The 26,318-nt window shown below is 65.7% G+C and carries 13 protein-coding genes; 10 read left to right on the top strand and 3 right to left on the bottom strand.

All coding sequences use genetic code 11. From position 1 onward, the window contains the following. Window positions 1-50 precede the first annotated feature (50 nt). Both H0I86_RS18275 and gspH read right to left on the bottom strand, forming a co-directional pair. Window positions 51-674 carry a type II secretion system protein GspJ gene (locus H0I86_RS18275; RefSeq protein WP_180921579.1) on the bottom strand — a complete coding sequence of 208 codons (624 nt, stop codon included), beginning with the start codon at window positions 672-674 and terminating at the stop codon, window positions 51-53. Next, the gene (gene gspH / locus H0I86_RS18270) at window positions 671-1,132 is read right to left on the bottom strand and encodes a type II secretion system minor pseudopilin GspH (RefSeq protein WP_180921578.1); all 462 of its coding nucleotides are present in this window, start codon (window positions 1,130-1,132) and stop codon (window positions 671-673) included. The genes H0I86_RS18275 and gspH overlap by 4 nt, the downstream gene beginning before the upstream one ends. Window positions 1,133-1,240: 108 nt before the next feature. On the opposite strand from gspH, the gene H0I86_RS18265 reads away from it, so the two are divergent. After that, entirely contained in the window at window positions 1,241-1,672 is a 432-nt protein-coding gene (locus tag H0I86_RS18265) for a type II secretion system protein N (protein ID WP_180921577.1), read from the top strand. A 134-nt stretch (window positions 1,673-1,806) separates the two neighbouring features. On the opposite strand, the gene gspI is transcribed toward H0I86_RS18265, so the two are convergent. Further along, window positions 1,807-2,235 (bottom strand): type II secretion system minor pseudopilin GspI, encoded by a 429-nt coding sequence (gspI, locus tag H0I86_RS18260; protein ID WP_180921576.1) that lies wholly within the window; start codon window positions 2,233-2,235, stop codon window positions 1,807-1,809. Window positions 2,236-2,383: 148 nt separating this feature from the next. On the opposite strand from gspI, the gene gspG reads away from it, so the two are divergent. The 9 genes from gspG (at window position 2,384) to H0I86_RS18215 (ending at window position 26,126) form a co-directional block, all read left to right on the top strand. Further along, window positions 2,384-2,851 (top strand): type II secretion system major pseudopilin GspG, encoded by a 468-nt coding sequence (gspG, locus tag H0I86_RS18255; RefSeq protein ID WP_180921575.1) that lies wholly within the window; start codon window positions 2,384-2,386, stop codon window positions 2,849-2,851. Window positions 2,852-2,859: 8 nt separating this feature from the next. Then, on the top strand, window positions 2,860-3,843 hold the full coding sequence (gene gspK / locus H0I86_RS18250) for a type II secretion system minor pseudopilin GspK (protein WP_180921574.1): 984 nt from the start codon (window positions 2,860-2,862) through the stop codon (window positions 3,841-3,843). Further along, entirely contained in the window at window positions 3,840-5,033 is a 1,194-nt protein-coding gene (gspL, locus tag H0I86_RS18245; protein WP_180921573.1) for a type II secretion system protein GspL, read from the top strand. The genes gspK and gspL overlap by 4 nt, the downstream gene beginning before the upstream one ends. Beyond that, entirely contained in the window at window positions 5,026-5,592 is a 567-nt protein-coding gene (locus tag H0I86_RS18240) for a type II secretion system protein M (protein ID WP_180921572.1), read from the top strand. Before gspL ends, H0I86_RS18240 begins: the two co-directional genes overlap by 8 nt. Next, window positions 5,589-7,979: a type II secretion system secretin GspD gene (gspD, locus tag H0I86_RS18235; protein WP_180921571.1), complete on the top strand. Its 2,391-nt coding sequence runs from the start codon at window positions 5,589-5,591 to the stop codon at window positions 7,977-7,979. The genes H0I86_RS18240 and gspD overlap by 4 nt, the downstream gene beginning before the upstream one ends. A gap of 889 nt (window positions 7,980-8,868) precedes the next feature. After that, window positions 8,869-10,290, top strand: coding sequence for a type II secretion system ATPase GspE (gene gspE, locus H0I86_RS18230; protein ID WP_063430407.1), 1,422 nt, complete (start codon window positions 8,869-8,871; stop codon window positions 10,288-10,290). Further along, window positions 10,290-11,501: a type II secretion system inner membrane protein GspF gene (gene gspF, locus H0I86_RS18225; RefSeq protein WP_180921570.1), complete on the top strand. Its 1,212-nt coding sequence runs from the start codon at window positions 10,290-10,292 to the stop codon at window positions 11,499-11,501. Before gspE ends, gspF begins: the two co-directional genes overlap by 1 nt. A 550-nt stretch (window positions 11,502-12,051) precedes the next feature. After that, entirely contained in the window at window positions 12,052-13,218 is a 1,167-nt protein-coding gene (locus H0I86_RS18220) for a phosphate ABC transporter substrate-binding protein PstS (RefSeq protein ID WP_180921569.1), read from the top strand. Window positions 13,219-13,430: 212 nt separating this feature from the next. After that, window positions 13,431-26,126, top strand: a complete 12,696-nt coding sequence (locus H0I86_RS18215; RefSeq protein WP_180921568.1) for a filamentous hemagglutinin family protein — start codon at window positions 13,431-13,433, stop codon at window positions 26,124-26,126. The last annotated feature ends 192 nt before the right edge of the window (window positions 26,127-26,318 follow it).

Genomic DNA, 26,318 nt, shown 5'->3' with positions numbered 1-26,318 from the left:
CGCTGCGCTCGGCAGCGGCTACAGGTGCGGCTTCCAGCCCGGCGCGGCAATCACTCCAACGGCCCCAGCACCTGGCGATAACGCTCTTCACCCTGGGGCGTTTGCCGCACCAGGCGGATTTCCAGGCCCGGCGGATTCTCCTTGCGGTTGCCGCTGAGCTGGCGCCAGCCCTTGTCCCGATCCCAGACCCGCAGCTGCAAGTCGCTGACGTGCTCCAGCACCGCCACGCCGTTTTTCGGCGCGGGCAGCGGATAGCGATCGCGGGCCGGCGCCGCCGCGCGGTACAGGGTGTCGCCCTTGAGCCACCAGCGCACCCGTTGCAGGCCCTCGCCGGGCGTCGCCGCGGTGCGGATCACATCCAGGCGGAAGGTGCCGCCGTCGGCGCTGCGCACGGTCAGGGTCGGCGGCACATCGCTGGCTTCGGCATCGCTTCCCGCCGGCACCGGCTCCATCAATTCCACGCTGGCCCGCAGCGCCACGTCCCGTTCCAGCTGGTGCAGGGTGCGCAGCAGTTCCTCGGTCTGCTCGCTGCTGGCCTGCAAGTGGCTGTCGGCCCGGCTGACGCTGTCCAGCCCGCGCCAGGCGATGACGCTGACCACTGCCATCAGCAGGATCGCCACCATCACCTCGATCAGGGTAAAGCCGCCTTGCCGCTGGTTGGTCCGTGCCCTCATGGCTGTGCCACCACCCGTACCACGCCGGTGGCGGTGCGCTGCACCGTCAGGCTGTGCTGGCCGTCGGACAGATGTACCTGCAGCGGCGCGTCGATCCATTCGGCGTTGAGCACCAGCCGCGGGCCGGGCTCGATGCGCACTTTGATCGACGAACTTTCCCAGGGCCGCGGGCGTAGCTGCGGGTCGTCCTTGAACTGATCGAGGCCGCGGCCGTCGTCGCTGGGCCGGCTGAAGGCGAAGCCCTTGGCGTCCGCGCGCCAGCTGATGGGCCGGCCATCCACCCGCGCCTCGGCCTGGGCCACCTGGAGCAGCTGCGCCAGGCGCTCGGCATCCTTGCGCAGGCCCTGCAGCGGGTCGGGGCGGATGCTCAGGCTGATGGCGGCGCTGGCGATCCCGATGATCACCAGCACCACCATCAGCTCGATCAGGGTGAAGCCCTGTTGTCGGGATGGGGTCATGGGGCGCGCCTCCTGTGCGTCGGTTTTCATCCTGCCGGGTGAATGTGAAATAAAAACGTGACCATTGCGCGCTAGGCTGCGAAGACGGACAAACAGGAGGTCCTTGCCATGGCATTCGTCCATCGATTTTCCCCGCCGCAGTTGGTGCAGTCCGTGGCCCTGCTGGCGATCGTGGCCGGGGTGGCGACCTGGTCGTCGCTGCTGCTGACCCCCGCCGAGTCCCACACCCCGCAGGCGCCGCCGCAAGCCCTGGCCGCCCAGGCCCAGAGCCCGGCGCAGCAGTGGTTTTCCAACCAGCCGCTGGCGCTGGACATCAAGGTCACCGGGCTGATGGCCAGCCCCCGCGGCGCGGTGGCGATTCTCAGCCTCAACGACGCGCCGCCGCGCAGCTTCCTGGTGGGCGAGCGCCTGGCCCAGGGCGTGCAACTGGTGGCCATCGAGGGCGACGGGGTGGTGATCGAGCGCGGCGGCGAGCGCTCGCGGCTGGATGTCGGCAAGTTGCCGGAGAGCCCGGCGCTGCCGGTATTGACCCGACAATGAGACGACGGCCAGGCGCGGCCGATTGAGGCACGATTGCCCGTGATGGGCTGAAGCGCGCTGCGTTTATCCAGCAATAGGCGAGTGTCGTTGAGGGGCATCGCGAGCAAGCTTCGCTCCTACAGAGTCCCTTGGCCTTAACGATTGGGATTTTTCGGCACCCGCGCGACCAGGGTGTCCAGGCGCGCCAGGGGCGGGGCCTCGCGGCTGCGGTCGAGGACCCGCACGCTGACCCTGGACAGCCGCGGATCGGGGCTGGGGGCGATGTTCTGCTCGCAGCGCAGCTTGAGCCGGCCCTGGTCGCACTCGATGTTCTTGGTCCCGGGCGGCAGGCGGCCTTCCAGGCGCACTTCCGCCAGGCGCGACTGGGCCGCCAGCAGGGCGATGGATCTATCCCGCAGCAAACCATTGCTCTGGGTCATCAACCCGGCCACGCGGATCGCCGCCGACATGGCCACGGCAATGATTGCCAGCGCCACCAGCACCTCGATCAGGGTGAAGCCCCGTTGTTGGGTGGCTGGCCGTCTGGCGGGTCGTTCGGGTAGTGGCTGGCGTGGCCGCGGCATGGACGTCTCGTGGCGCGAATGAAGGCTTGCAGCCTAACCGGCAAATTTGACCGATTGGCTACGGTCACTCCCGAGCAACGTCAATATCACTGACATATTTTCTTGCAACACTGCGCGACGAATCGAAATCAAGCCAAGGAACGTCGAGATGGATGTCGTGCGCTTCACGTCACACCCCCAGCCTCATCTTCAGCCCCGCCGCCCGCGCGGCCAGGGCGGTTTCACCCTGATCGAGATCATGGTGGTGGTGGTCATTCTCGGGATCCTGGCCGCGATGGTGGTGCCCAAGGTGCTCGACCGTCCGGACCAGGCCCGGGCCACCGCGGCCAAGCAGGACATCGGTGGGCTGATGCAGGCCCTCAAGCTCTATCGCCTCGACCACGGCACCTACCCGAGCATGAACCAGGGCCTGAAAGTGCTGGTGGAACGCCCGGCGGATGCCAAGAACAGCAACTGGCGCTCCTACCTGGAACGCCTGCCCAACGACCCCTGGGGCCGTCCTTACCATTACCTGAACCCGGGGGCCAACGGCGAAGTGGATGTGTTCTCCCTGGGGGCCGACGGCCAGCCAGACGGTGACGGCGTGAATGCCGATATCGGCTCCTGGCAGTTGTAAGCGCCGCCATGACAGCCCGTTCGCCGACAGCGGCGAAACAGCGTGGCATGGCCATTATCAGCGCCTTGTTGATCGCCGCCGTGGTGGCGGTGATCGCCGGCGGCATGCTGACCCGCCAGACCCTGTTCACCCGCGGGCTGGAAAGCGAGCAACTGCGGGTCCAGGGCAGCTGGCAGCTGCAGGGCGGCATGGAAGTCAGCCGCCAGCGCCTGTGGGAAGACCGCCAGCGCGACGTGCTGACCCGCCTCGACCAGAACTGGGCACGGCCGATCCAACTCGCGGCCCTGGGCCCGGGCGCCGGGCCGTTCGAGGGCCGGCTGGAGGACGAGCAGAGCAAGTTCAACCTGCGCAACCTGCTGGCCAACGACCGCCTCGACCCGTTGCAGATAGAGAATTTCCAGCGCCTGTGCGAACTGCTGGGGGTCAACGCGACCCTGGGCCAGCGCATCAGCCAGCGGGTGATTGCGTCCTACCCACGACTGTTGAGCCCGGAAGGCACGGCGCCGCCGGTCAATAGCGGTTTCCACAGCGGTCGCGACATTTCGCCCGAGGCCGCGCGCAAACCGCTGCCGGCCAAGCAGCCGATGCTGCGCAGCCTCGACGACCTGCTGGGGGTGAACGGCGTCGATGAAAAGCTGCTGGCGCGCCTGGAACCCTTTGTCACCATCCTGCCGGCCAATACCTGGGTCAACGGCAATACCGCCAGCGCCGAAGTGCTCGCCGCGACCGTGCCGGGGCTGGCGCTGCCACGGGCCAAGGCGCTGATCGCCGAGCGCGACAGCGGCCAGTGGTTCATCAACCAGGGTGACTTCATCAACCGCCTGCGCATGCCGCACGTACCGGCGGACGCGGTGCGGGTCGGCATCACCAGCGAGTGGTTCCGCCTGCAAGGCCAGGCCCGCGGCGAGCGGCGGCGGGTCAAGCTGCTGGCCTTGCTGCACCGCAGCGAAGACAACATGCCGCGGGTGATCTGGTCACGGGTGGGCGTATGAGCCGCTTGCGGGTCAGCCTGCCGCCCTTGCACACACTGACGGCCGAGAGCCGGGTGAGCTTCGCCCGGCTCCAGGCTAAAGAAGGCCAGGTCAAGGAAGCCGGCGAAGCCAGTCTGATGCAGTTGGGGCAGGTGCCCAAGGCGCCGGCCGTGGAGTGTTTCCTGCACCCCGAGGACAGCCTGCTGGCGAGCATCGAGCTGCCGGTCCTGGCGCCGGCCAAGGTCAGCGCGGCGGTGGCCTGTGCGGCCCAGGCGCTGATTCTCGGCCACAGCGACAGCATGTACGTGGCCCACAGCCCGCGCGACAGCGACGGCCAGGTGCACATCAGCTGGTTGCCACGCGAAACGCTGGCGCGGCTCGGCCAGGTGCTGGAGCAGGCTGGCCTGAAACTGCGCGGCCTGTACCCGGCGCCCTATGCCTTGCCGGTGCCGGTGGCGAGCCAGTTGACTGCCTGCCTGCAGGACCAGCACCTGCTGCTGCGTCATAGCCCGCAGCAGGGCAGTGTGCAGCCGCTGCCGGAGGACGCCTTGCAGGCCCTGCTGGCCAATGGTGCCGGGCTGCAATGGATAGGTGAGGCGGCCCCGCAAGGGGCGCTGGAGCAACTGCCGGACAGCTGTCGCTGGACCGGCCAAGCACCCGCCTGGGGCCTGCACGGCGGCGTGCAGAACAACAGCGCTCGCCAACAGGGCTGGGGCCGTGCCGCGGCACTGTGCGCGGCGGCGCTGGTGGTCTGGACCCTCGGCCTGAACCTTTACGCCGCGCGCCAGGCGGCCCAGGGCCAGCAGCTCAAGGCGCAGATGAGCCAACGGGTGCAGCAGGTGTTCCCGGAATTGCCGGTGATCCTCAACCCCCTGCAACAGGCGCGTCAGCAACTGGCTGCGCGCCAGAGCGGTGCCGGCGGCGACGCCCCGCAAAGCTTCAACAGCCTGGTGCAGCAGGCCAGCAACGCCATGCCTTTCGTGATTGGCGGAGTCGAGCAACTGAATTACCAGAACGGTGAATTGCAGCTGAGCCTGCTCAACGACACCCGCGTCCCCGCGCCCGACAGCGGCTGGCAGGGCCTGCTGACCCAGGCCGGGCTTGAAGCCAGCCCCAGCGACCAGGGCTGGACCCTGCGTGCGGCCACAGGCATGGCGACCGGCGCAGTGCCGATGGAAGCCGACGACAGCGAGGAAGACGAGGATGAATAAGCTGAGCCTTAGCCGTTACCGGCAGCGCTGGCAGCGTCAGGCCGCCCAGGCACAGCTGTACTGGAACGGCCTGGCCCTGCGCGAGAAACGCTTGCTGGCCGGCGCGGCGGCGGTGCTGGGTGGCTTGCTGGTATGGCTGGTGCTGATCGAGCCGGCGTTGAAAAAGATCGATTACTGGCAGGCCGAGATCCCCAAGCTGCGCTCCCAGTCCGAAGCCCTGGAGCTGGTGTTGCACCAGGCCGGCGGGCCCCGTGGCGGCGAGCCGGGGCAGAGCCTGGAGCAGTCCTTGCGCCAGACCCTGGATGCCGCCGGTTTGCAGGGGCTGTACCAGTTGCAGCTGGCGGGCGAGGGCGAATCCCAGGCCTGGCACTTGAGTTTTCAAGAGGCCCCGGCGGATGCCGTGGTCGGTTGGCTGCTGGGCAATCCCCGGCAGTTTTCCCTGGAAGTGGTGGAGGCCCGCCTGCAACGCGCGGGGCCGGCCGACATCGATGGCACGGCAGGCAAACTGTCCGGAACCGTTCGCATGGATCAGGCGCTTGGCGCTAAGGAAGCTTCATGAAGTGGTCAGGTTCTTTTTACGCCCGCCAATCGCGCAAGGCGCTGCCCTTGCTCCTGCTGGGACCGCTGGCCCTGGCGCTGGCGGCGTGCAGTAACAACAAGGAGCCACAGCCACCGTTGCTGGTGGACAGCGAACTGGGGCGGCCCCTGGGCGAGACCAATCGCAGTGGCGGCGACGTGGTGGCCGAGCGGGAGAGGGCCCAGGCACAACAGACCCAGCGTCCCAAATACCAGCATCCGATCAGCCGTGCGGGACGTGCTCCCGGTGCTCCCGCCGCCAGCGGCACGGTGGTACGCAATCCCCTGGGCGACCAGCCGGTGCGCCTGAATTTCGTCGACGTCGATATCCAGGCCGTGGTCCGGGCCTTGGCGCGTTCCACCGGCCAGCAGTTCCTGGTGGACCCGCGGGTCAAGGGCAACCTGACCCTGGTCAGCGAAGGCGAAGTGCCGGCCCACCAGGCCTACGACATGCTGCTGGCGGCCCTGCGCATGCAGGGCTTCAGCGTGGTGGACGTCGGCGGCGTGGCCCAGGTGGTGCCGGAAGCCGACGCCAAGCTGCTCGGCGGGCCGATCTACAACGCCGGCAAGCCGTCGGCCAACGGCATGCTGACCCGCACCTTCCGCCTGCAGTACGAAAACGCGGTGAACCTGATCCCGGTGCTGCGCCCGATCGTGTCGCCGAACAACCCGATCAACGCCTACCCGGGCAACAACAGCATCGTCATCACCGACTACGCCGAGAACCTCACCCGGGTGGCGCAGATCATCGAAGGCATAGACATTCCCAGTGCCCTGGACACCGACGTGGTGCCGGTGCAGAACGGCATTGCGGTGGACATCGCCGGCATGGTCTCCGAACTGCTGGAAACCCAGGGCGCCGACCCGACCCAGAAAGTCAGCGTGGTCGGCGACCCGCGCTCCAACTCGATCATCATCCGCACCGGCAGCCCCGAGCGCACCGAGCTGGCGCGCAACCTGATCTATAAGCTGGACAATGCCCAGAGCAACCCGAGCAACCTGCACGTGGTGTACCTGCGCAACGCCCAGGCCGGCAAGCTGGCCCAGGCCCTGCGCGGCCTGCTCACCGGCGAGAGCGACAGCGGCACCAGCGATAACGCGCGGGCCATGCTCGGCAGCATGGGCGGCATGAGCCAGGGCGGCAGTTCCAGCAGCGGCCAGAGCGGCAGCACCAGCTCCACCAGTGGCAGCTCCAGCCTCAGCGGCGGCAGTTCCGGCAGCGGTTATGCCCAGGGCGGCGGTTCCAGCAGCAGCCAGGGCGGCACCCAGGCGTCCGACCAGAACACTGCCTTCAGTGCCGGCGGCGTGACCATCCAGGCCGACGCCACCACCAACACCTTGCTGATTTCTGCGCCGGAACCTTTGTACCGCAACCTGCGGGAAGTCATCGACATGCTCGACCAGCGCCGCGCCCAGGTGGTGATCGAAAGCCTGATCGTCGAAGTCAACGAAGACGACGCCGCCGAATTCGGCGTGCAGTGGCAGACCGGCAATCTCGGTGGCAGCGGCATCATCGGCGGCGCCAACCTGGGCGGCAGCGGCCTCAACCTCAACGGCAAGACCAGCCTCGACGTGCTGCCCCAGGGCCTCAACGTCGGCCTGGTCAACGGCACCGTGGACATCCCCGGGATCGGCAAGATCCTCGACCTCAAGGTGCTGGCCCGGGCCCTGAAGAGCAAGGGCGGGAACAACGTGCTGTCGACCCCGAACCTGCTGACCCTGGACAACGAAGCGGCGAGCATCTTCGTCGGCCAGACCATTCCCTTCGTCACCGGCAGCTACGTCACCGGCGGGGGCGGCACCAGCAACAACCCGTTCCAGACCGTGCAGCGCGAAGAAGTCGGCCTGAAGCTGAATGTGCGGCCACAGATTTCCGAAGGTGGCACGGTCAAGCTCGACATCTATCAGGAAGTCAGCAGCGTCGACCAGCGCGCCTCGGTGCAGGCTGGTACCGTGACCAACAAACGTGCGATCGACACCAGCATCCTGCTCGACGACGGCCAGATCATGGTCCTCGGCGGCCTGCTGCAGGACGGCTACAGCCAGAGCAACAACGCGGTGCCGTGGCTGTCGACCCTTCCCGGGATCGGCGCGCTGTTTCGCAACGAAAGCCGCTCGACCAACAAGACCAACCTGATGGTGTTCCTGCGGCCCTACATCATTCGCGACAGTGCCGCGGGGCGCAGCATCACCCTCAACCGCTACGACTTCATGCGCCGCGCCCAGGGCGGCCTGCAGCCGGATCGCAGCTGGGCCATGCCGGACATGCAGGCGCCGCAATTGCCGACGGCGGAGCAGGGGGTGCCGGGGGCTGTGCCGGTGTCGTCGCCAGCGCCGAGAGCGAGAATCAAAGCGGTGCCGGTGCAATGATTGGTGTACATATCCGTTGCTGCGGTAACGGCTGCTTAGGGTTCTGCCCTTACGGCGGGTCACTTTTGGCAAACGCCCCAAAAGTAACCAAAAGGTCTCGCCCCTCCATTCGGCCCCTCGCTAAGGCTCGGGGTGCCCTCACTCCGGCATTGCTCCGGGGGCCCGCCGCCACAGGCCATCCATGGCCTTGGGCGGCTAGCGCGGCATCCCTGCCGCGCTACCCCCTACGCAACGCCTGCGTTCGGCCTCTGGGAAAGGGGCGGGTAGATCAAGAGCGAGAGCCACAGCAAGAGCAAGAGCAAGAGCAAGAGCAAGAGCCAAGCGCGTTTTACGCGCTTCTTGTAGCCGCTGCCGAAGGCTGCGATCGGGCGCGCAGCGCACGCCAAACCAGACGGCGCGGTGTTTCAGGCAGATCGAGGCGCATGGTTTTGCGTCTGCTTCGCAGCCGATCGCAGCCTGCGGCAGCGGCTACAGGGAACGTGTTCTCAGACAGGCCGGCAGGCAGGTCGCCTCGCATTGCTTTTGGTTTTCTTGCCCCGTCGGAAGGTGGAGTAGAGATTCTGCGCAATGGGCAACTCGGCAGGGATGCCGAGTTAGCCACCCCAGGCCGTGGATGGCCTGGGGCGGCGGCCCACGGAGCAGGACCGGAGCGAGGGAATCCGAGCCCTAGCGAGGACCGGACGCTTGGGGCAAGAGCCCTTTGGTTACTTTGGGCTGGGCCGGCTTCCGGCTTTTCCAAAGTGACCCGCCGTAAGGGCGGAACCGTCAGCGGCCTTGACCGCAGTAACGGATATATACACTCACTTCGCCGTAAGGGCGGAACCGCCAACGGCCGTTACCGCAGCAACGGATATGCACACGGCCCAGGCCAAGGCCCGGAGGCACTCCCATGAACCCACAGCTCCCTTATGCCTGGGCCAAATCCCAACGCATCCTCCTGCGTCACAGCGAGGAGGGCGCCGTACTCCTGGTTTGCCCCTCGACCCCCGGCTGGTCGATCAGCGAAGTGCGCCGCCAGTTCGGCCCGGCACGCCTGGAGCGGGTGCGCGACGAGGAACTCGACGGCCTGCTGGCCAGCGCCTATTCCGACACCGGCAGCGCCGCCGCGGTGGTCGGCGCCGCCGAGAACGAAGTCGACCTCGACCGACTGATGCAGGACATCCCGGAAATCACCGACCTGCTGGACACCCAGGACGGCGCGCCGGTGATCCGCATGATCAACGCCTTGCTGACCCAGGCCGCGCGGGACGAGGCCAGCGATATCCATATCGAGCCGTATGAAAGCCATTCGGTGGTGCGCTACCGGGTCGACGGCACGCTGCGTGACGTGGTCTCGCCGCGCAAGGCCCTGCATGGCGCGCTGGTGTCGCGGATCAAGATCATGGCCCAGCTCGACATCGCCGAAAAACGCCTGCCCCAGGACGGCCGCATCGCCTTGCGCGTGGCCGGGCGGCCCATCGATATCCGGGTGTCCACGGTGCCCACCGGCCATGGCGAACGGGTGGTGATGCGTCTGCTGGATAAACAGGCCGGGCGCCTGCAACTGGAAACCCTGGGGATGGACCCGCAGGTGCTGGGCAAGCTCGACCACCTGATCCGCCAGCCCCACGGCATCGTGCTGGTCACCGGCCCCACCGGCAGCGGCAAGACCACCAGCCTCTACGCCGCCCTGGCGCGGCTGGACGCCAGCACCAGCAACATCCTCACCGTCGAGGACCCGGTGGAGTACGACCTGCCGGGGATCAGCCAGATCCAGGTCAACGCCAAGATCGACATGACTTTCGCCCTGGCCCTGCGCGCGATCCTGCGCCAGGACCCGGACATCATCATGATCGGCGAGATCCGCGACCTGGAAACCGCGCAGATCGCCGTGCAGGCTTCGCTCACCGGCCACCTGGTGCTGGCGACCCTGCACACCAACGACGCGGTGTCGGCGGTCAACCGCCTGATCGACATGGGCGTCGAGCCGTTCCTGCTGGCCTCGTCGATGCTCGGGGTGCTGGCCCAGCGCCTGGTGCGCCGGCTGTGCCCGCACTGCAAGGAAGAAGACCCGACCGCCCCCGGCACCTGGCGCCCGGTGGGCTGCCCGGCCTGCAACCAGGTCGGCTATAGCGGGCGGACCGGCATCCACGAGCTGTTCTGCATCGACGACGACATTCGCAGCCTGATCCACCAGGGCGCCGACGAACAGGCGCTGCGCGCCGCCGCGCGCCGCGCCGGGATGTTCAGCATGCGCGAGGACGGCGAGCGCTGGGTGCGCAGCGGCGCCACCGCCCCTGAAGAAATCCTCCGCGTAACCCGGGACGCCTGATGAACCGTTATCGCTACGAAGCCGCCGACGCCCTCGGCAAGATCGAGTCCGGGCACCTGGAAGCCGACAGCCAGAGTGCCGCCTTCGGCGTGCTGCGCAGCCGTGGGCTGACGGCGCTGATGGTGCAGGTGGAGAGCAACACGCCCAAGGCCGGTGGCGGCGGCCTGTTCAGCGCCAAGCTGTCGGACAACGACCTGGCCTGGGCCACCCGCCAACTGGCCAGCCTGCTGGGCGCCAGCCTGCCGCTGGAGGCGGCGCTCAGCGCCACGGTGGAGCAGGCCGAACGCAAACACATCGCCCACACCCTCAGCGCGGTGCGCGCCGATGTGCGCAGCGGCATGCGCCTGGCCGAAGCCCTGGCGGCACGGCCACGGGATTTCCCGGACATCTACCGGGCGCTGATCGCCGCCGGCGAAGAGTCGGGTGACCTGGCCCAGGTCATGGAGCGCCTGGCCGACTACATCGAGGAGCGCAATACCCTGCGCGGCAAGATCCTCACCGCCTTTATCTACCCCGGCGTGGTCGGGCTGGTCTCGGTGGGCATCGTGATCTTCCTGCTCAGCTACGTGGTGCCCCAGGTGGTCAGCGCCTTCTCCCAGGCACGCCAGGACCTGCCGGGGCTGACCCTGGCGATGCTCAACGCCAGCGACTTCATCCGCGCCTGGGGCTGGTTGTGTTTCGGCGTGCTGGCCGGCGGTTTCTGGAGCTGGCGCCTGTACCTGCGCAACCCCCAGGCCCGCTTGAACTGGCACAGCCGGGTGCTGCGCTTGCCGCTGATCGGGCGTTTCGTGCTGGGCCTGAACACCGCGCGCTTCGCCTCGACCCTGGCGATCCTCGGTGGAGCAGGGGTGCCGCTGCTGCGTGCCCTCGAAGCGGCGCGCCAGACCCTGTCCAACGACCGCCTGAGCCGGAGCGTCAGCGACGCCACCGCCAAGGTCCGCGAAGGCGTCAACCTGGCCGCCGCGTTGCGGGTGGAAAAAGTCTTCCCGCCGGTGCTGATCCACCTGATCGCCAGCGGCGAAAAAACCGGCGCCCTGCCACCCATGCTCGAACGCGCCGCGCAAACCCTGTCCCGCGACATCGAACGCCGCGCCATGGGCATGACCGCCTTGTTGGAGCCGCTGATGATCGTGGTCATGGGCGGGGTGGTGCTGGTGATCGTCATGGCGGTGCTGCTGCCGATCATCGAGATCAACCAGCTGGTGCAATAAAAGGTATACGGATCGCCGCAAGAGGCAGGGCTTCTGTAGGAGCGAAGCTTGCTCGCGATAGCGGTGGATCTGGCGGAATGCGGTGCAAGGATCGCCGGCACCAGCATCTACGCAAGCTATGGGGTTTTGTAGGAGTGAGCTTGCTCGCGATAGTGCCAGCCCCGACAATTTTTTTTGCGTCGCAATCATCACCCGAGCGGCCAATCCGCCGAACTCGGGTTCCTCGTTCTGTCATGCACAAGCACCCCCATCGCCCCCAGCCCAAGATCCGCGCCGCGTCGGCTCGTGATCTGGCAAAAGGCCCCGCGAAACCTCGCTGTCACCTGCGCTGAAATGCCCGTGCCAGGACCCTCGAACACCCGAGAAAGTTTTTGAAAATCAAGCGCTTTCTCCCGAGGTTTTTTCCTTTATCTGTCACCGGAAGCTGCGAACTTCTTACCCATGGCCTCACCCCGCACAACGCTCTCAGAGCAGGGCAGAGGATCTGAGCGCCATGGCGTCATGCAAGAACCATTGACCTCCGTATACACACGACGAAAGGAGATTCTTCATGTTTAAGCGCACTATGATCGCAGCTTCCCTGGCCGTAGCGGCTCTGGCTTCGGCCCAATCGATGGCGGCTGTTGTGGGTGGCGGTGCCACTCTGCCACAGAGCCTGTACGGCACCACCGCCGGCACTGGCATCCTGGCTTCCTCGACTCCAGGCTTCAACCCTTACATCGGCGTAGGCAGCGGTGCAGGCAAACAGGCTTTCTTCAACAATGACTCCACCAAGTTCAACCTGGCCTCGGGCATCAACGTCGACTACGCCGGTAGCGACTCGATCGTGAGCTCGACTGAACTGACCGCTTACAACAACAGCGCTGACAAGGGCCGTGCCACCTTCGGTCCTTTGATCCAGATCCCGGCCGAAGCGACTTCGGTGACCGTGCCTTACAACGTTGCTGGCAAGACCTCGCTGAATCTCACCAGCGCTCAACTGGCCGATATCTTCTCGGGCAAGATTACAAACTGGAATCAAATCGTCTTCTCCGGCGTTGCCGGTCCAAACCTGCCTATCACAGTCGTCTATCGCACCGACGGCAGCGGCACTACCGAAATCTTCACCACTCACCTGAAAGCTGTAAAACCTGCTTCGGTACCTGCCGCCAGCAACAGCTTCGCCACCGCCGTAGGCTTCAACCCGGCCACTAACGCTCCAGCCGGTTCCACCTACGTCGGTGTTTCCGGTAGCGGCGCGATCGCTTCCACCGTGGCCAACACCAATGGTGCCATCGGTTATGTCAGCCCTGACTTCGCCGAGTTCAACAATGCGGCCAAGGTGGCAACGGTCAACGGTTTCCTGCCGACCGAAGTCAACGTGCAGATCACCCTGGATACCGCGCTGCCACCAACCAACCCAGCCAGCGGCAAGAACCCAGCCAACCCTCTGGATTGGGTACCGACCTTCGCCAACCCAAGCACCGGCTACCCGATCGTTGGCTACACCAACCTGATCTTCAGCCAGTGCTACAAGGACGCCGGTGACAACCTGCGCATCCGCAACTTCCTCAATGCCCACTACACCGGTGTCAACAACGGTGCGGTATCGAGCCACTCCTTTATCCCACTGTCGGCTGCCTGGCAGACCGCTGTTCACGACACCTTCTACAAAACCACCAGCGCCCTGCGCGTGGGCAACACCAACGTCTGCAACGGCATTGGTCGTCCAGCCTGATACCCCGCCATCGGCAGGGTTCGTGTAACAGCCGGCAATGGCTCAAGCCATTGCCGGCTTTCTCGTTTCCGCCTGTTGTCGCGTAGATGAACTTTGCATGACAAGAGTTCGGTCGCGCCTGCCCATAACCGCCTTAGCAGTAATCCCGCGAATGTTTTGGCGGCAACCGTCGTACCCGCCATTCGCCGAACAGTAAAAAGGATCCGCAAGTGATGCGCTCTGAGCCGAATCTGCCTGTTTCCCGACTCATCAACGCCTCCGCTGCCGCCGGGCAACCGGTGCTGCGACTCAAGCCGCTGGCGCACGCCATTGCCCTGTTGATGTTCGCCGGCACGGCCCAGGCGGCGCAGTCTCAGGCTTTCAGTTCGGGGTGGTTCGGGGCCATGGGCGCGAACCAGGGCGCCGGCGCTGCGCGTCCATCGGTGGCGCAGCCGGCCGGTACGCCACCGCCCCTGGCGCAACAGCAGCGGGTCAACAGCCAACTGCAACGCTCGATGAGCAACCTCAACAACACCGTGGCCGCCATCGCCGCGCAACAGGCAGCGCAAGCGGCCGGGCGCGCGGCGGCGCTGACCGCTCCGCAGACCGTGCACAACGGCCTGGGGGGCAATGGCCTGAATGTGCTGGTCGGGGCCGATGGCAAGCCGCTGTTCGTCAATGCCGAGGGGCCGGTGCAAACCGATGCCAACGGCAAGGCGCTGGTGTCGATCAAACAGACCGCCGACAAAGCGATCCTCAACTGGGAAACCTTCAATATCGGTCGCGACACCACCGTCGAGTTCCAGCAGAACGCCGAATGGGCCGCGCTCAACCGTGTCAACAACAGCACCTCGCCGAGCCAGATCCAGGGCGCGCTCAAGGCCGACGGCACGGTGATGATCCTCAACCGTAACGGCGTGGTATTCAGCGGCAGCAGCCAGATCAATGTGCGCAACCTGGTGGCGGCAGCCACCACCCTCAGCGACGAACAGTTCAACAACCGTGGGCTGTTCAGCGCCAGCGACAGCGCGCCGACTTTCAGCGACGCCGCCGGCAAGGTGCTGGTGGAGCAGGGCGCGCAACTGCAGACCCATGTGCCGGGCTCTTCCACCTCCAGCGGCGGTTATGTGCTGTTGCTCGGCAAGGAAGTGGATAACGCCGGCAGCATCAATACTCCGCGGGGCCAGACCGCTCTGGTCGCCGGCGACAGTTTTGTGATCAAGAAAGGCTACAGCACCGACGGTAACCCGACCTCGACCACCCGCGGCAACGAGGTCGTCGCTTCAGGCAGCGGCAAGGTCAGCAACCATGGCTCGATCCAGGCGGCTACCGGCGACATCACCCTGAGTGCCCAGGAAGTGCTGCAAAAAGGCCTGGCCCTGAGCAGTACTTCGGTGGACGCCCGTGGCACTTTGCATCTGAATGCCCGGGGGAAAGACGCCAAGGTCACCCTGGGCGAGGGCAGTACCAGCGCCATCCTGATCGACAGCAGCACGGCCCTGGACAGCCAGCGCGACGGGTTGCTGACGCCGGCCTTGAACCAGGCTGGAAACGTGACGCCGGCCGATACCTATCGTCGCGACCAGTCACTGGTGGAGATCGCCAGCGGCGGCACCGTGGACTTCCAGAGTGGTTCGATCACCCTGGCCACCGGCGGCCAGGTCGCGGTGAATGCCGGGCAGCGCAGCCTGGTGCGCGACGGTGCGGTGATCGATGTGTCGGGGGCGGTGGGCGTCAAGGTGGCGATGGAGTCCAACAGCGTCAAGGTCAATATCCAGGGCAACGAGCAGCGGGACGCCTCGGTCAACCGGGACAGCAAGAACCTCAACAGCAACGATGTCTGGGTCGATGCCCGCGAACTGGTGCTGGTCCCGGCAGGGACCAGCGGCTACGCCACGGATCGCTGGTACACCGCCGGTGGCTTGCTGGAGGTGGGCGGTTATCTGGGCACCCAGCCGCACAACGTCGGCGAATGGATGGCCCAGGGCGGCAGCGTACGTCTGAGCGGCAATGAGGTAGTGACTCAGCAGGGGTCGCAGATCAACCTCTCCGGTGGCACCCTGGACGTGCAGGACGGGATGATCCAGCAGACTTGGTTGCGGGCCGCCGATGGCCGGCTGTTCGAGTTGTCCAAGGCTCCGGGGGACATTCTCTACAGCGGGCTCTACAAGGGTTTCGAAGAGCACAGCGTGCGCTGGGGCCAGACCGAGTATCACTACAACCCGTTGATCGCCCCCCGCGAGCGTTCCGAACAAGGCTACAGCGTGGGTCGAGATGCTGGTCGCCTGGAAGTCAGCACTCGCAATGCGGTGCTCGAAGGGCAGATCGTTGGTGACACCTTCCAGGGCGACCGCCAGACTCAGGCCCCGCGTCCGGGGCTCGACGGCTACCAGCAGGGGCAGAACGCCGTGGCCCGGGGCGGGCAGTTGGTGGTGGGGGCTTATGTGCCTTACTACGTCAAGGACAGCGCCAGCTTGCAGTACGCCCTGAGTGCCGATGCCAATACCGTCAAGCAAGTGGTGCTGGGGCAGGCCGCGACGATAGCCGACGGGCTGGACCTGGATACTGTTCTGTCCGATGAGCGCAAGGGCACCTTGTGGCTCGACACCGAGCAGCTCAACGGTTTCAAACTCAGCAGCGTCAAGGTCGCCGCCACCGGCAGTATCCTGGTTGAGGGTGCTCTGGAAGTCAGTCCCGGTGGCGATATCACCCTGTACGGTCCCCAGGTGCAGGTCAATGCCGACCTGACAGCCCATGGCGGCAATCTGGCCCTGGGCAATGTGCTGCAGCAGATCACCAGCAACGGCAAGCTCGACACCACCCTGGCGGCGACGGGGGGCAAGCGCGCAACGCTGACGGTTGGCAGTGGCGTCCGGTTGGACACCAGCGGCCTGTGGAGCAATCTGTTGCTGGACCCCGCCGATGGCAGTCGCTTGCCTTACCTCAATGGCGGCAGCGTCTCGCTGCGCAGCAGCGCCGATGTCGCACTGCAGAGCGGCAGCCTGATCGACGTGTCATCGGGCGCGGCGCTTATGAGTGACGGCAAGACCCGTTCCGGTAAGGGCGGTAATCTCACCCTGGCGGCCAATGCCAACAGCGCGGCGGCCATCGGCACGCTCACCCTGGACGGCGAGCTGCGCGGCCATGGCGTGAACGGTGGCGGCACCTTGAGCCTCCAGAGTGGCAAGGTGCTGATCGGTGAGCGCGCCGCCGATACAGCTGCCGACACCCTGGTGCTGGCCCCGCAGTTTTTCGACAAAGGCTTCGCCGCGTATGACATCACCGGTAACCAGGGCCTGCGGGTGGCCGATGGTGCGCAGGTCGAAGTGACCCAACCGGTCTATCTGTTGGGCGATCAGGCCAGGAGCACAGCGACTGGAGCGGGCCCGGCCTCTGCGTTGGAACACCGGCTTCCCGGGCTTTACCAGGAAGACCCGATCAAGGCTGTACTCAGCCAGCGTCAGGGCGCGAGTATCAGCCTGCGGGCCGGCACCGCGCGCTCGAGCGCGGCGGACATGGCCAGTACCCAGCTGGTGGTGGGCAAGGGTGCAGCCATCAGCGTCGACCCCGGCCAGTCGATCGCCCTGGGCAGCATTGGCCAGTTGACCGTGGACGGTGCATTGAATGCCTGGGGCGGCGCCATCACCTTGAGCGATATCTCGGTTGCGCCGGATGTGGCCGAAGCCGTCGAGAGCGCCGGTCATGGTCGTTCGATCTGGGTGGGGGAACAGGCGGTGCTCGATGTCGCCGCGCGGGCGGCCACCGCGACCGATGCCCTGCGGCGTCGCTACGGGAAGGTGGACGCAGGTGGCAGCATCGTGATCGGTGGGCAAATCGACCCGCAGACCGGCATCGCCAGCGCGGCCAATCAATTTGTGGTGGTGCGTGAAGGCGCGCGCCTGGAGGCTTCCGGCGCCCAAGCCATGGTCGATGTGGCGGGTCAAGGGCCTGTGGCGATTGCCAGCAGTGGCGGCAGTATTTCCCTGGCGTCGAATAACGGTCTGTACCTGGACGGCAGTTTTAACGCCCACGCCGGTGGCAGCGGTGCGGCCGGCGGCTCGTTGAATGTGGCGCTGGAGGTACCGCTCTACCGCACCAGTGCGTCGCAGCGGGTACGCCAGGCGCGGGAAATGGTGGTTGGCCAGGTCAGCGCCGACAGCCTGTTGCCCAGCGGCGCTGGTCCCGAAACCGTGCAAGACACCCTTGCCTATGGCCATGCCCGGCTGGGGCTGGAGAAGGTTCAGGCAGGGGGCTTCGATAACCTGTCGCTGCTCAGCAATGGCCTGATCAGTTTCGACGGCGCGTTGTCGCTGTCCCTGGGGCAGAGCCTGCAATTGTACGCCGGTGCCCTGGCGTTGAGCGATGACGCCGTGGTCGGTTCGCGGGTGCAACTGGCCGCGCCTTATGTGCGCTTGGCGGGTGTTGGCGCGGTGGATGCGCCTGATCGTTCGATCCGCCCTACAGTGCAGGGTGGGGTTTCGACCCAGGCTTCGACGGGCAGCCTGTTGGTCATGGCGGGTAACGTACTGGATATCCGCGATGGCGTGAGTATCGGTGCCCATGGCACCACTGCCAGCGGTCTGAGCCAGGACATCGACCGCCGTGCTTTCGACGACACGCAACTGATCAGCCAGGGCGATATGCGCTTCCTGGCCAGCACCGTCGATTCACGCAACACCAATCTGAGCACCCAGGCCGACCTGAGGCTGGCGGCGGCGCAGATCTATCCGGCCACCGGTGCGGTGGCGCAGGTGCTTGCGGGCTATCGGGGCAATGGCCTGGACTACGATCCAGACCGGACCCTGAGTATCGGGCGCACCGGCAGCGTCGGCCCGGCACAACCCTATTCGGTGTTCGGCAAACTGACTCTTGGTGCGGCGGCCATCGAGCAGGGCGGCGTGCTGCGGGCGCCCCTGGGCAATATTTCCCTGGGCACCGAGGAGGGGATATTGCGCTACACCAAGGAACTCAGTCTGCTGCCGGGCAGCCTGACGTCGGTCAGTGCCGCGGGCCTGACCTTGCCCTATGGCGGCACGGTGGACGGCGTGACCTGGCGCTTCGACGGTAAGCAAGTGGACTTGCTGGGCGTGGGAGGCACCAGTTCCAACGCTAACCTGGTGGTGGGTGCGCAGCTGCTGGGGCAGTCGATCGAGGTGCAGCAGGGCGCGGTACTGGACCTCTCCGGCGGTGGCCAGCTATTGGGCGCGGCGTTTGTTTCCGGGCGTGGGGGATCGACCGATGCGCGCTACAACCCGTTGGTGCAGTTCGGCGCCGATGGCCGTTTCACCTTGCCAGGGCTGGACACCAATCCGGTGTACGCCATCGTGCCTGGGGTCCAGGCGAATGTTGCGCCCAGCGGCGGCGAGGCAGGGGCGACAACGCCCCTGGTGGGCCAGCAGATCAGCATCGACGCGGGCGTCCCCGGCTTGCCGGCGGGCACCTACACCTTGCTGCCTTCGACCTATGCCTTGCTGCCGGGAGCGTTCCGGGTCGAGATCAATGGCTTGGTCGCGCCATTCGGCGCGACCGCGCTGACCCGTGGCACGGTCATGAGCAACGGTTCCTGGTCCAGCGCGGGCCGGCTGTCCATTGCCCAGACCGGGATTCAGGATGCCTTGACCCGTCAGGTGATCCTGACCCCGGCCGCGGTGCTGCGCGGTTACTCGCAGTACAACGAAACCCCGTATGCCGATTTTGTCCGCAGCGATGCCGCGCGCCAGGGCGTGCCTCGCGCAGCGTTGGAGGCCGATGGCAAAACCTTGCGGGTCAGCCTGATCGCCGGCCAGAGCGGTTCTCCCAGCAGCTTCGAGTTCGCCGGGATGGCTCGTTCGGCAGTGGCCGAAGGTGGTTTTGGCGCGAGTCTGGAGGTGATGTCCGGGGCGAGCGGCAGCGCGATCGAGATTCTGCCTGCCGGGGCCAAAGCCAGCGGCAACGGGGTGTCGTTCCATGCCGATGATCTGAACGCCATTGGTACAGCCCGCATGAGCATTGGCGGAGCGCCGACCGTGGTGTATGGCCAGGGTGGCAATTTTGTTGGCTTCGACGCGAACCGTGCCGCCGAGTCGGTGACGTTGCGCCAGGGCGTGACCTTGTCGGCCCCTGAAGTGTTCCTCGTTTCCGGCCAGCCCAGAGGCGCGATTCAAATCGAGCAGGGCGCATCGATCAACACCCTGGGCCGTGGCGACGCGGCCTATGATTCCACCGATGGTTTCATCTACCAACCCGGACTTCGCAGCGTGCTGGCCGTCTCCAATGGCGTACTGCAAATGCTCGCGCCAACCGAGGGCGATGCGGGCCGAGGACCTGGCAGCATCTTGATCGGTGACTGTGTACAGGCTGCCTGCCAGGGCGAAACCACGCTGTACTCCCAAGGCACCATTGCCTTCGCCACCACCAACACCTTCAGGCTGGGTGATGCGGTGCGTTATGGCACCCGCCATCTGACTCTGGCGGTCGGCGGAATCAATGTTGGCAGTCCAGAAGCCCTGGCCGCCGCCCAGGCGCGCAATGCACTGCCGTCGGGACTGACCCTCAACCAGGACGTCATGAACCGCTTGCTACGCGGCGATATCGCGAGTGGGGCGCCGGCCCTGGAAACCCTGTCGTTGACCGCCGGCCAGTCATTGAATTTCTACGGCAGCACCACCTTGAGCACCCTGGACAGCAACGGCCAGTCGATGCTGGACAACCTGATGCTCAGTACCCCGGCGATCTACGGCGACGGCGTGGCCGGCGATGTGGCGCTGATCCAGACCGGTAACCTGATCTGGAACGGGGTAGCCGGTACGCCCGCTGCGGTGATCGCCAACGGTGCCGGCACCGGCAGCGGCACCCTGGAGATCCAGGCCCGGCGCATCGAATTCGGCTATGGCCCCAACACTCAGCCCGATCCTTTGGCCGACTACGCACGCCTGGCCCTGGGCTTTGCCAACGTCAACCTCAGTGCCAGCGAACGCCTGACCGCCAACCATAAGGGCAGCCTGGCGGTCTATCAGTCCCAGGGTGCCTATGAAGCCGGCAAGGGCTTCGCCTACAGCGGCGGCAACCTGAATATCAGCACGCCGTTGCTGACCGGCGAGGCGGGTTCGGTCAACCGCATCACGGCGGGGGGGGACCTGCGGCTGAGTCGCGCACCGGGCCAGCAGGCGGTGTTGCCGGTTATCGACAGCCTTGGCGCTGAAGTGTTGCTGGCCGGCGACAACGTCGAACTGGACAGCGCCGTGGCCCTGCCCAGCGGCAAGCTGACGGTCAATGCCGAGCATGGGTTGAACCTGACCGACCGCGCCCATCTCGACCTGGCCGGGCGCCAGGTCATGTTCAACGAAGTCAGCCAATACAGTTGGGGCGGCGATGTGATCCTGCAAAGCCGCGAGGGTGATATCCGCCAGGCGGCTGGGTCGTTGATCGATCTGTCGGCGCAGAACAACCACGGCGGCAATCTGAAAGTGCTGGCCGTGGGCGAGGGCGGCGGTCAGGTGGACCTGCAAGGCCAACTGCTCGGTGCCAGTTCGGGGCATTACGACGCCGGCGGTACCCTGGTGCCTTACAAGGCTGGCAGTGTCGATATCCGCGCGCAGACCCTGGGGGATTTCGCTGCGCTCAACCAGCGTCTCAACCAGGGCCAGGTGTTCGGCGCCCGCAGCTTCCAGATCAAGCGCGGCGACCTGACGATCGGCAGCGAACTCAAGGCCGGCGAAGTCAACGTTTCCGTGGATAACGGCCAGTTGACGGTGCTGGGTACCATCGATGCCAGCGGTGAGCGGGTCGGCAGCATTCGCCTCGCTGCCAGCCAGGGCCTGACCCTGGCCGGCAGTGCCTTGCTCGATACCCATGGCACGGCCCTGCGGGTCGACAGCTACGGCAAGATCATCGATTCGCCGAACCGTGCGGTGGTCGAACTCAACTCCGGCCTTGGTCAACTGACCCTGGCCGACGGCGCAGGCATCGACCTGCGCCACGGCACCTCGGTCGTTGCCGGTACGGCGCCTGGCCAGTACGACGGCCAGGCCCGCGGGACACTGGAGCTCAATGCCCCGCGCCTGGATGCCAGCGACCCGACCCTGGGCGATATCGCCATTGATGCCAGTGGCCGGCTGAACATCCTGGGTGCTCGCTCCATCGCAGTAAACGGCACCGCCCGCTACACCGATGCCCCCGAGGGCACGGCGCCGGCCGCCAGCGGTCGGCCGTACCAGGTGATCGACCAGGCCTACCTGGACGCCAAGCATCAGGACAGCCAGCGCTTTATCGACAATGCCTTGAGCAATACCGGCTTGATGAACGGCAAGCTGGCCGGTTTGAACAACGCCACCTATGCCGACGCCTTTCACCTGCGCCCGGGGCTGGAGATCGTCACCCAGGGCGATCTGGTGATCAGCGGTGACCTGGACCTCTCCGGTTATCGCTATACCAGCGTCAATCCCCATGCGCAGAAAACCTCGGTGTATGGCTCGGGCGAGCCGGGCAACCTGGTGATTCGCGCCGGGGGCAACCTGGACATCTACGGCAGCATCAACGACGGTTTTGCGCCACCACCGCCGACCCCGGACGATGCCGGCTGGGTGTTGACCCCTGGTCGTCAGGCCTTTGGTGGCGACGTGGTGGTGCCGGGGCCGGGTGTGACGCTGGCCGATGGTAGCCTGTTCCCGGCCGGCAAGACCCTCAACTATGCATTGCCGATCAAGCCGGTGCGCCTGGCGCAGGGCACCTTGCTGCCGGTCGAGGCGACCCTGCAGGCACCGCTGGAACTGCCGGCCGGTACGGTACTGCAAGCGGCCGTGCGCGACAGTGCCGGCAATCAGGTGTATGCCGCCGGTACCCTGATCCGCGAAGCCGTGACCCTGGCCAGCGGCACGACTCTGGACGCTGGCACACGGCTGCCCGCGGCGGCCTCGCTGGGCGCCATGACCTGGCCGGCCGGGGTGCCTCTGCCAAGCCGCGACAGCGTTGGCCCGAACAACCCGGACGGCGTACAACTGGCCGGCTCGCTGGCGCTCAAGGTGGGGGCCTTGATCCCGTCGGAAACCGATATCAAGTTGCCGTCCGGGGTGATTTCGGTGCCACTGCGCACGGTGACCGGCGGGCGCCAGGGCAGCAATTGGGCCGTCGCTTCATTGTTGCCGGAGGGCTCGTTGTCCTGGTCGATGCGCCTGGTTTCGGGGGCCGATACCCAGGCCGCCGACACCCGGGCGATCAAACCGGTGATGGCCGGCGACCTGACCCTGGCCGACACCCATTACGCGGTCCTCGAGGGGCACGAGACCATCATTATTCCGGGGACCCCGGAGCGTCCGGCAGGTGCCTGGTTCTGGAATGAACTGGGGGTGTTGATCGACCCGAGTTTCGTTGAGGGTACGCGTGTTGCGCCGGCGGATGAGTCCTGGTGCGCCGAAGGTATGTGCAATCGCTTCAACTATGTGTGGAACGACCTTGGGGTATTGATCGACCCTAGCTTTGTCGAGGGGGCACCGGTTCTGGCGGAATATGAATCCTGGTGTGCCGAAGGCCTGTGTACCTCACTGGGCGAGGCCATTCCCGGCACGCCGGAGCAAGTCATCGTCGGTCCGGTGAACAAGGTGGTACCGGTCACCCAGAACTTCAGCGTACTGCGCACCGGTACCGGGGACCTGGACCTGCTGGCCGCAGGCAATGTGGCCATGCAGTCGTCGTATGGGGTCTATACCGCCGGGGCTTCGACCGCTGCACGAGCCGGTGATCTGCAGGGCGCTTTCGATCAGCCGCGTAGTCGTGGCAGCGATGACAGTGTGCTGGGCAGTGCGGCGGCCGCTTACGAAACCCTGGTCAACGAGGCCCCGGGTAGTCTGTATGCGGCCTGGTACCCGGATCAGGGTGGCAACCTGTTACTGCGCAGCGGTGGCAGTCTGACGGGTGATGTGTTCAGCAACTACACCGAACCCCGTAAGGAAAACGCCCGCGCTCAATTGGCCAGCTCCAACCTGGGCAATTGGCTTTGGCGCCAGGGGACGGGCGATACGGCCGGGGTTACGCCGATTCCGGCCAGTTGGTGGATCAACTTCGGCACTTATGTGAGTGGTCGCGGAGTAGTGAATACCGGTAATCCCGATAGCAGCCTGATTGCGCAGCTGCCAATACTGGTGGGCTTTACCGGTATTGGCACCTTGGGCGGCGGCAATCTGACCCTGGACGTGGGTCGTGATGCCGGTTTGCTCAGCCGTCGTGGCGCTCCGAACGCGACCCCCTCGCCACGCAGCCAGGGGTTGGTGTTGGCGGTGGGCAGCAGCGGTCGGGTGACCCCGACAGGAGAGCTGCTGCTGACCGGCGGTGGCGATCTGGATGTGCGCGTCGGTGGTGATCTGAACCCTGGATTATCGGCTCGGGCCGCCACTAATACATCGGTTGCCAATCCTGTATCCACCGACTACACCCAGCAGGATCTGCGTCTGAACGGGGTCTTGAGCAACCTGCGTGGCGCGCTCGACCTGCAAGCCTCGAGTCTGGGGGGGATTGCCTTGAACTATGGCAGTCTCGCTCTGTTTAACGACAGCAAGGAGACCCGTGCCTACGATCCGTTCAACGCTTCTCTGGGCACCGCCACAGGGGGTATGGTGTTGATGCTCGGCGACGCCACGGCCAGCCTGGCCACCCGTGGCGACCTGGTGCTGGCCGGTACGGGCGACCCAGGGCGGACTTCTACTGAAAACGCCTCGGCATTCACCTATGACGGTACTTCTTATGGAACGGGGGGCTATGGCTGGTTTTCGCTGTGGACCGATCGCACTGCGATCAACCTGTTTTCGGCGGGTGGCAATCTGACCCCAAGTGTGCAGGTCGGTGATATTGATATAAACAATAACGGTCAACCTATTGGCAACCGCAACAGCTCGCCGACCGATGGCCGATTCATCTTCCCTTCGCAATTGAGCGCAATTGCCGCCAGTGGCGATGTGTTCATCGGCGGCTCGGCGTTGGGGGGCGCGAGTAACAACCAGCAGTACTCGTTGCTGTTGGCGCCGTCGACCCATGGTCGCCTGGACGTGCTGGCCGGGGATTCGATTTATGCCGGCGGGTATGCCATCAACCAGTCTGGAGCTTCTCTGAGCGCGATGCCCACGCCTTTCGCGCCGGCCTTTGCAGGCTGGGGTACGGACATCGCCCCCATAGTGACTAATCTGAGCAGCGACGGCATTACGATCCCGAACACCAAGGCCGAGTTTTCGTTGTTCGCCTTTGGTGCCAATACCGCCAACAGTCAGTTCGCCAGCAGTGACGCGGCGCGCTTTTATGCGGTTGGCGGGGACATAGTCGGGTTGCGCAGTGGCGAAATATTGAATTTCACCTCCGGTTCACGGCTTGGACAAACCTGGTACGAAGCTGCAGGGCCGGTGTGGATGAAGGCGGGTCGCGATATCGTCAACTCGGGAACGACGCTGGGCATGCTGACAGAGATGCCTAGCATCATCTCCAGTTCCCAGGGGAATATAATGTCCTCCGGTGGTGGCACCAGCAGCGGCAACCTGTTTGTCCATAACAACCCCGGCGATATCTCCATCGTTTCCGCCGGACGCGACCTGCTGTTCAGCTCCTTCAACGTCGCCGGCCCCGGCACGCTGGAGATCAGCGCCGGCCGCAATATCCTGATGCAGGACAAGGCCTCGGTGAGCAGTCTCGGTCCGGTGGTGGCCGGCGACTCGCGGCCTGGCGCCAGCATCGTCATGCAGGCCGGTGTCGGGGCCGCGGGCCTGGATTATCTGAAGTTCGTCACGCCCTACCTGGACCCGATCAATCAGGCTCAGGCCGGCGTGCCGCTGGCCGAGCAACGGGGCAAAGTCGCCAAGACCTATGAAACCGAAATGTTGAAGTGGCTCAAGGAGCGCTTTGCCTTCGAGGGTTCCGGCGACGAGGCGCGGGGCTACTTTGCCGGCTTGCCGGCGGAGCAGCAGCGGGTCTTCGCCCGTCGTGTCTACTTCGAGGAACTGCGTGGGGGCGGCCGCGAGTACAACGATGCCAACGGCCCGCGTTTCGGCAGCTTCCTGCGCAGTCGCAATGCGATCGCCTCCTTGCTGCCAGCCGCCGATGTGGCGGGCAACCCGATCGTTTACGACGGCGACATAACCCTGTACGGCGGTGCGGGCGTACACACCCTGTTTGGTGGCGATATCCAGATGCTGACCCCGGGTGGGCAACAGGTATTCGGCATCGAAGGCGAGGCGCCACCGGCCAGTGCCGGGGTCATCACCCAGGGCGCCGGCGATATCCAGTTGTACTCCCAAGGCAGCATCCTGTTGGGGCAGAGCCGGGTCATGACCACCTTTGGCGGATCGATCCTCGGCTGGTCGAACGCTGGCGACATCAACGCCGGGCGTGGTTCCAAGACCACCGTGATCTATACGCCGCCCAAGCGGGTCTACGACAACTGGGGCAACGTCACGCTGTCGTCGAACGTGCCGAGCTCGGGGGCGGGGATCGCCACCCTGGCACCGATTGCCGAGGTGCCTGCCGGGGATATCGACCTGCTGGCGCCATTGGGCACCATCGATGCCGGCGAGGCGGGGATCCGGGTCTCGGGTAACGTCAACATCTTCGCCTTGCAGGTAGTCAACGCGGCAAACATCCAGACCCAGGGCAAGTCCTCGGGGATTCCGGTGGTGGCGTCGGTCAATACCGGGGCCCTGACGTCGGCCAGTTCGGCGGCGTCTTCGGCGACCCAGGCCGCGGAAGATGTGGCGCGTCAGCAGCAGGCGGCGGCGCGGCAGAACATGCCGTCGGTGTTTAGCGTGCAGGTGCTGAGTTTCGGCCAGGAACGCCTGGCGCCGACCCAGGATGGCGCCAGCCGGTCCAACCCCGGTTACAACCCGGACAGCCCGGTGCAGGTGCTGGGCGCCGGGCCGCTGAGCGATCAGGCGCGGCAGCAGTTGACCGAGGAGGAGCGGCGGCAACTGACCTTATAGGTTCTCTCGTGGTACCAAGCCTCGGGGTGATCGTTGATCACCCCTTTTTTTTTGCCTGCACTGCTTGCCGCCTTTGTAACGATTCATGGTTTGGGTGGTGGCAATTTAATGGCTTTACGCATTATTCTGCGCTGCCCGAATACGCCTGGGTGCGTCGGGCAGCCTTGTTTACTGAATCGGAACTGGATGGAT

Source organism: Pseudomonas chlororaphis subsp. aurantiaca (assembly GCF_013466605.1).
Lineage (GTDB): Bacteria > Pseudomonadota > Gammaproteobacteria > Pseudomonadales > Pseudomonadaceae > Aquipseudomonas > Aquipseudomonas chlororaphis_I.
The sequence above is the reverse complement of the archived record's forward strand: the minus strand, read 5'-3'. Positions and strand labels throughout refer to the sequence as shown.

Bases quoted from the DNA above. Each gene is read 5' to 3' on its own strand.
- H0I86_RS18215 (WP_180921568.1), top strand. From the start codon at position 13,431: ATGCGCTCTGAGCCGAATCTGCCTGTTTCCCGACTCATCAACGCCTCC.
- gspF (WP_180921570.1), top strand. From the start codon at position 10,290: ATGAACCGTTATCGCTACGAAGCCGCCGACGCCCTCGGCAAGATCGAG.
- gspD (WP_180921571.1), top strand. From the start codon at position 5,589: ATGAAGTGGTCAGGTTCTTTTTACGCCCGCCAATCGCGCAAGGCGCTG.
- gspH (WP_180921578.1), bottom strand. From the start codon at position 1,132: ATGACCCCATCCCGACAACAGGGCTTCACCCTGATCGAGCTGATGGTG.
- H0I86_RS18220 (WP_180921569.1), top strand. From the start codon at position 12,052: ATGTTTAAGCGCACTATGATCGCAGCTTCCCTGGCCGTAGCGGCTCTG.
- H0I86_RS18275 (WP_180921579.1), bottom strand. From the start codon at position 674: ATGAGGGCACGGACCAACCAGCGGCAAGGCGGCTTTACCCTGATCGAG.
- H0I86_RS18240 (WP_180921572.1), top strand. From the start codon at position 5,026: ATGAATAAGCTGAGCCTTAGCCGTTACCGGCAGCGCTGGCAGCGTCAG.
- gspG (WP_180921575.1), top strand. From the start codon at position 2,384: ATGGATGTCGTGCGCTTCACGTCACACCCCCAGCCTCATCTTCAGCCC.
- gspL (WP_180921573.1), top strand. From the start codon at position 3,840: ATGAGCCGCTTGCGGGTCAGCCTGCCGCCCTTGCACACACTGACGGCC.
- gspE (WP_063430407.1), top strand. From the start codon at position 8,869: ATGAACCCACAGCTCCCTTATGCCTGGGCCAAATCCCAACGCATCCTC.
- H0I86_RS18265 (WP_180921577.1), top strand. From the start codon at position 1,241: ATGGCATTCGTCCATCGATTTTCCCCGCCGCAGTTGGTGCAGTCCGTG.
- gspI (WP_180921576.1), bottom strand. From the start codon at position 2,235: ATGCCGCGGCCACGCCAGCCACTACCCGAACGACCCGCCAGACGGCCA.
- gspK (WP_180921574.1), top strand. From the start codon at position 2,860: ATGACAGCCCGTTCGCCGACAGCGGCGAAACAGCGTGGCATGGCCATT.